This window comes from Micromonospora sp. NPDC050187, assembly GCF_044459745.1.
GTDB lineage: Bacteria > Actinomycetota > Actinomycetes > Mycobacteriales > Micromonosporaceae > Micromonospora.
In genome coordinates this window covers 44,505-50,504 of record NZ_JBITJH010000033.1, presented here as the reverse complement: position 1 = coordinate 50,504, position 6,000 = coordinate 44,505, and the positions used below count along the sequence as shown (strand labels likewise).

The window sequence follows — 6,000 nt, the reverse complement described above, 5'->3', positions numbered from 1 at the left end:
TGCCCCTGCTCGCCGACGAATACCGCCGCAACCGCACCACCGGCGGCTTCATCATCATCGACGAAGCCACCAACCGCACCGTCGCCGCCGCCATGATCGTCGAAACCACCTGACAACTGGTTGCAGGGGGCCCTTCCTCATCACCAAACGGTAGGAAGGGTCCCCTGCAACCACCTCACCGCACGACCACGACCACCTCAGCCGCAGCCGACCGCCCGCGCACTGGTCTCCCAGAGCCGGGCGGCCAGCTGGCGGTCGGCGGCCTTCGGCAGTGGACGGCGGGGCCGCCGGTCGACGTAGTAACCGCCGTCGACCAGGCGCGCCGGGTCCTCGTGGGCCAGCCAGACCAGCGTGTCCGCGCCCCGCTCCGGGCTCCGGAACGGCAGCATCCGCATGCCCCACGCCACCAGCCGGCTCTCGTTGCCGAAGCGGGTCCGGACCATGCCCGGGTGGAAGCAGTGCGCCGGCACCTCCGGCCACCGGCGTGCGGCCTCGGCGGTGAACAGGATGTTCGCCTGCTTGCTGGTGCCGTACGCGCGGATCGGACGGTACCGGCGCAGGGCGGCGTTCAGATCGTCCGGATCGAGCGCGCCGCTGCGGTGCGCCGCCGAGGCGGTCACCACCATGCGACCGATCCGGTCCCGGAGCAGGTTGCTCAGCAGGAACGGGGCCAGGTGGTTCGCCTGGACGGAGAGTTCGAAACCGTCGATGGTGGTCACCGGCTGCAACACGATGGCACCGGCGTTGTGGGCCAGCACGTCGATCCGGTCGTACGCGGCGCGGAGCCGCTCGGCCAGCCCGCGCACGTCGTCCAGCACCGCGAAGTCGGCCCGGAACAGTTCGGGCTGTTCCCCGCCCGCCTCCCGCACCTGTTCCCCGGCGGCGGTCAGCCGGGCCGGGTCGCGGCCGACCAGTACCACCTGGTCACCCCGGCGGGCCAGGGCCACGGCGGCGGCCAGACCGATGCCCGAACTGGCACCGGTCACCACCACCAGTCGCCGTCGCGTGACATCTTCCACAGGTGCGTTCTCCCGCGTCATGGCGCGAGGTTACCGTGACGTAGCCGAGCCCCCGTGTCGTAGCCGAGCCCCCGTGTCGTCCCGTCCGCCGTCGTCGCCGGACGGGATTAGGAGTGCAGTCGATGGCCGCAGTTGGGCGTGCCCGCCGGTCCTGCCTGGCGGTGCCGGGTTCCGGCGTCAAGATGCTCGGCAAGGCGCAGGGGCTCCCGGCCGACCAGGTCTTTCTCGACCTGGAGGACGCGGTCGCCCCGCTGGCCAAGCCCGACGCCCGGAAGAACGTCGTCGCCGCGCTCAACGAGGGCGACTGGGCCGGTAAGACCCGGGTGGTCCGGGTCAACGACCTCACCACCCCGTGGACGTACCGGGACGTGATCGACGTGGTCGAGGGAGCTGGCGCCAACCTGGACTGCGTCATGCTGCCCAAGGTGCAGAACGCCGCTCATCCCGGACTACCCGGGCGACCCGTACCACTACATCCTCATGCGGATCCTGATGGCCGCCCGGATGCACGGCAGGCAGGCCATTGACGGGCCCTTCCTCCAGATCCGCGACGTCGACGGTTTCCGCGAGGTGGCGAAGCTTCCGCCGCGCTCGGCTTCGACGGCAAGTGGGTGCTGCACCCGGGTCAGATCGACGCCGCGAACGAGGTCTACTCCCCGGCCCAGGCCTACTACGACCACGCCGAGCTGATCCTCGACGCGTACGAGCACTGCACCTCGGAGGCCGGGGGCAGGCTCGGCGCGGTGATGCTCGGCGACGAGATGATCGACGAGGCGTCCCGCAAGATGGCGCTGGTGATCGCGGCGAAGGGACGGGCCGCCGGGATGACCCGGACCTCCGCCTTCACCCCGCCGACCGGCTGAGCGGTCGGCGGGTGCCGCCCGGACGCGCCGGGCCGGCACCCGCCCCCGATCAGTAGGTGCTGCTGCTCGACTGGGACACCGCGAAGACGATGAGCAGGATGTAGCCCACGATCGCCAGTCCGATGAGGCCGGTGAGGACCCAGCCGACGATGATCCCGGCCTTCGCCAGACCGTCGCCGTCCTCGCCCCGTTCCCGGATCTGCCGTCGAGCGACGTGACCGAGGATCGCGCCGATCGGAGCCGTGACACAGGAGGCGACCCCCATCACGGACAGGATCAGCGACACCAGGGCGAGGCTGTTGGTCTGGCGGATCGGCGGGTACGGGTACGCCGGGTAGCCGGTGGGAGGCGGGTAACCCGCCGGGGGGTAGCCGGCCGCCGGGTACGCCGGCACGGTGTAGGCGGGCGCCGCGTACGCGTCGGCGACCGGCTGACCGGGCACCGGCTCCGCCGGGGCGTACGGGTCGGTTCCGGTCGACTGCGCCGGTACGGGCGGGTCGGTCATCGACCGGGTCGGGTCGACCGGCGGGGCGGAGGAGGGGTCCGACCGGGCCGGGTCCTGCCACTGCGAGGGCGGGGGATATGTCATCAGGTCTTCTTCTCCGTCGTGTCCTGGCTGCGCCGTCAGGGTAGTCACCCGGGGCGAAAGCGGAACATCGCGTTACCGGGTGCCGCGTTGCCCGGACCCTGCCGAGCGGGCAGGATCGCGGCATGGCGATTGACGCGCGTGCCGCGGACCGTTCCGGCCGATCCCGTCGGGACGTGAGCCGCCCGGGGGCGGCCCGACGGAGCCGTGCCCCCCTCGCGGCGGCACTGACCGACCAGGACGAGCCGGTGCCCCTGCCCGAGCCGGTGACCATGCGACTGGACGGGCGGGTGGCGCTGGTGACCGGCGCCGGCAGTCCGGACGGCATCGGGTACGCCACGGCCCGTCGGCTCACCGATCTCGGTGCCCGGGTCGCCGTCGTCTCCACGACCCGGCGGATCCACGAGCGGGCCAGTGAGCTCGGGGCCACCGGATTCGTCGCCGACCTCACCGACGAGGCCGAGGTCGGCGCGCTGGCCGACGCCGTCGCCGAGCAGCTCGGCGAGGTCGAGGTGCTGGTCAACAACGCGGGTCTGGCCAGCCGGGCCAGCCCGGAGGTGCTCCGTCCGGTGGCGCAGCTGACCTACGACGAGTGGCGTACGGAGATCGACCGGAACCTGAACACCGCGTTCCTGTGCAGCCGGGCGTTCATCGGGGGGATGGCCGAGCGCGGCTGGGGGCGGATCGTGAACCTCGCGGCCACCGCCGGGGCGGTCAACGCCCTGCCGACCGAGGCGGCGTACTCGGCGGCCAAGGCGGGGGTGGTCGGACTGACCCGGGCACTGGCGATGGAGATGATCGCCGACGGGGTGACGGTCAACGCGGTCGCCCCGGGGACCATCCACACCGCGGCGTCGACCGTGGCGGAGATCAGACACGGCCTCGGCACCCCGGTCGGCCGGCCCGGTACGCCCGACGAGGTGGCCGCCGCGATCGTCTTCCTCTGCTCACCGGCCGCCTCGTACATCACCGGGCAGATGCTCGTGGTGGACGGTGGGAACAGCGTCCGGGAGGCGCAGTTCCGCTGACGTCAGGTGGTGGTGCCGCTGTTCGTCCCGGCCCACACCACCAGGCCGAGCCACCCGCAGCAGAACAGCAGATAGAGCCCGGTGAAGACGTAGCTGAGGATCAGGCCCCAGAGGGCGAGCTGGGCGCCGTCCTCGTGGGTCTGTCGGACCTGCCGGCGGGCCATGTGCCCGAGGACGATGCCGACCGGGGCGAACACGAACGCGAAGACCAGCGAGAGGATGGCCATCACGTTCATGCTTCCGCTGCCGGGCTGCGGTGGGCCGTACTGCCCGTACCCGGGCGGCGGCGTGTACGGCAACTGCTCGCCCCAGTGCGGCTGGCCGCCCTTGTGCGGCTGCTCGCCCCAACCCGGACCGGACGGTGGCGGGTAACTCACGACTTCCCTCCTCGCCGCCCGTTGGCGGAACGTCTTCTTTGCCGGACGCTAACAGTAGCGGTGGAGCTTTTCACAGGGATGTGTGGACCGGTCGCCTTGGCCCGGCCGCATGCCGGGCAGATGCTGACCGAACCTTCAGTCACCGCTCGGTAGGCCGTGGATTCCGCAGGCGGAGATGGTCCGACTCGCCCAGACAGCCGGCCTGACCGACGTGCAGCGGTCGATCCTCGGAGATCCAGAAGACCATCATCTCCCGGGGGCTGCTCCGCGAGTACGGGCTCTGATCCGCCCTCACCTGCTGGCTGGGGCGCGGCCCGGTGATGTTCCTAACCGGACACTGTCGAGTTGCCCGCACAGACGGGGCACCCTGCCCTCGCACCGGTCGACAGGGCCACCTCCGTTCCGGTGCAGGTCCGGGCGTCAGCGGCGGACGGTCGGACCCAGGTGGGGCAGGTCCGCCCGGACGGAGCTCCATCCGGGTGACTGCACCGAGGGGCGTGGCACCCCGGGCGGAGGGACCACCCGGCTTGCGTGGTCCGATGGACGGGGCAGCTTCAAAGGGCCCGGCAGGCCATGTCCCGCCGCATGCGGGGCCGGGCACCACCCGGCTGCGTGGTCCGATGGACGGGGCAACTCCAAAGGGCCGGCAGGCCATGTCCCGCTACAGGCCGGGTTCGGCTCCGGTGGCCCAAAGGTCGGACGCGTCGGTGCCGCCTCTCGCGTAGATGTGGTTCAGCGGCGGGTGAGACCGGCGGCGGCCCGCTCGACGATCAGACACCGGTCCTCGACGTAGTCGATGCCCGCCTCCTCGGCGATCCGACGGGCCTCGGGCGAGACGATCCCGAGCTGCAACCAGACCGCCGGCGCGCCGATCGCGACCGCCTCGCGGACCACCTCGACGGCGTCCTCGGCAGGACGGAAGACGTCCACCAGGTCCACCGGGTGCGGGATGTCGGCCAGGGACCGGTACACCGGCTCGCCGAACAGCTCGTCGGCGGTCGGGTTGACCGGGATGATCCGCCAGCCGTACCGCTGCATTTGGGCCGGCACACTGTGCGCGGCCTTGCGGGGATCGCGGGACGCGCCCACGACGGCGATCACGGCGGCGTCGGCGAGGATCTGCTGGGCGGTACGCACCCGTCGACTCTAACTCTGCCGGCCCGCCCGGCCGCCAAGGTGCGGCATGCTCGACCGGGCCGTCGCCGCCGGGGCTGCCAGCGCGGCGGGCCACTGCCGACGCGGCATATGGCCAGGACCCGAAGTTCCGCACCTGCTTGCAGCAGCAGCGGTCGGCTACGTCCTCGCCGTACCCCGCAACCAGCGGATCTCCGCGTCAGCGGACAGTTCTACCAACTCTGCTTCGGCCCCGCCGACACCAACCATGACGCGGTGATCCGCGTTGCCGGGCTCGGCGGGCCCGTCCCAATGTCGGCGCGGGATGTGTGCCGAGCGAGCGCGGCTCCGGCCGGACCCGATGGCTCCGGCCGGAGCCGTGTGAAACTGTCTCAGTGCTGGTGCTCGGCCAGCTTCTTGCGGACGTCCTCCATGTCGAGCGCCTGGACCTGCTCGATCAGGTTCTCCAGGGCCGACTCGGGGAGCGCGCCGGGCTGAGCGAAGACGATCACCCCGTCGCGGATCGCCATGATCGTCGGGATCGACCGGATGTCGAACTGTGCGCCCAGGGCCTGCTGCGCCTCGGTGTCGACCTTGCCGAAGACGATGTCCGGGTGCTTCTCGGAGGCGCGCTCGTAGACCGGGGCGAACCGCTTGCACGGGCCGCACCACTCCGCCCAGAAGTCGACCAGGACGATGCCGTCCTGTCCGGTCACCTCGTCGAAGTTCGCCGTGGTCAGCTCAACGGTTGCCATTCCAGTCTCCGATCAGCGCGGATTACGTACGCCAGGTGGAACCCGATGGGGTCACTCCGAATTCCCGCGAGTGCGGCCCCGAAACTCCGCAGCTCATCAGGGGGATCGAAGTACGTCTGTTAACACGTCGTGTGCCATCTGCACTTGCAGCCTGCACTTGCGTGACAAGCCGTAATGGGAGCGTTTCCATGAAAATCGACGGCCGTGTCGCTCGTCGTGCGATCGACGCCCCCTTGACAAGGGGGGATCCCAGCTGCGG

The 6,000-nt window shown here is 71.1% G+C and carries 7 protein-coding genes and 1 pseudogene; 3 read left to right on the top strand and 5 right to left on the bottom strand.

The features are described from left to right. A partial coding sequence (locus ACIBJE_RS29715) for a hypothetical protein (protein WP_396753587.1) occupies window positions 1-113 on the top strand: 113 nt, incomplete at its 5' end. Between the two features lie 84 nt (window positions 114-197). On the opposite strand, the gene ACIBJE_RS29710 is transcribed toward ACIBJE_RS29715, so the two are convergent. Beyond that, window positions 198-1,019, bottom strand: coding sequence for an SDR family NAD(P)-dependent oxidoreductase (locus ACIBJE_RS29710; RefSeq protein WP_396753586.1), 822 nt, complete (start codon window positions 1,017-1,019; stop codon window positions 198-200). A 122-nt stretch (window positions 1,020-1,141) separates the two neighbouring features. Between ACIBJE_RS29710 and ACIBJE_RS29705 the strand changes: the two are divergent. Continuing rightward, window positions 1,142-1,882: pseudogene (locus ACIBJE_RS29705) on the top strand (HpcH/HpaI aldolase/citrate lyase family protein). A gap of 49 nt (window positions 1,883-1,931) precedes the next feature. Here ACIBJE_RS29705 and ACIBJE_RS29700 read toward each other — a convergent pair. Further along, entirely contained in the window at window positions 1,932-2,471 is a 540-nt protein-coding gene (locus tag ACIBJE_RS29700) for a DUF4190 domain-containing protein (protein ID WP_396753582.1), read from the bottom strand. A 122-nt stretch (window positions 2,472-2,593) separates the two neighbouring features. On the opposite strand from ACIBJE_RS29700, the gene ACIBJE_RS29695 reads away from it, so the two are divergent. After that, entirely contained in the window at window positions 2,594-3,496 is a 903-nt protein-coding gene (locus ACIBJE_RS29695; protein ID WP_396753581.1) for an SDR family NAD(P)-dependent oxidoreductase, read from the top strand. 2 nt (window positions 3,497-3,498) lie between these two features. Here ACIBJE_RS29695 and ACIBJE_RS29690 read toward each other — a convergent pair whose 3' ends face one another. The 3 genes from ACIBJE_RS29690 to trxA form a co-directional block, all read right to left on the bottom strand. Beyond that, a complete protein-coding gene (locus ACIBJE_RS29690; protein WP_396753580.1) occupies window positions 3,499-3,873 on the bottom strand; it encodes a DUF4190 domain-containing protein in 375 nt (124 codons plus the stop codon). Window positions 3,874-4,605: 732 nt separating this feature from the next. Continuing rightward, entirely contained in the window at window positions 4,606-5,010 is a 405-nt protein-coding gene (locus tag ACIBJE_RS29685) for a CoA-binding protein (RefSeq protein ID WP_088980826.1), read from the bottom strand. Between the two features lie 368 nt (window positions 5,011-5,378). Next, on the bottom strand, window positions 5,379-5,741 hold the full coding sequence (gene trxA, locus ACIBJE_RS29680) for a thioredoxin (protein WP_285792248.1): 363 nt from the start codon (window positions 5,739-5,741) through the stop codon (window positions 5,379-5,381). Window positions 5,742-6,000 lie beyond the last annotated feature (259 nt).

Coding starts and splice junctions, on each gene's coding strand:
- ACIBJE_RS29700 (WP_396753582.1), bottom strand. CDS start 2,471: ATGACATATCCCCCGCCCTCGCAGTGGCAGGACCCGGCCCGGTCGGAC.
- ACIBJE_RS29695 (WP_396753581.1), top strand. CDS start 2,594: ATGGCGATTGACGCGCGTGCCGCGGACCGTTCCGGCCGATCCCGTCGG.
- trxA (WP_285792248.1), bottom strand. CDS start 5,741: ATGGCAACCGTTGAGCTGACCACGGCGAACTTCGACGAGGTGACCGGA.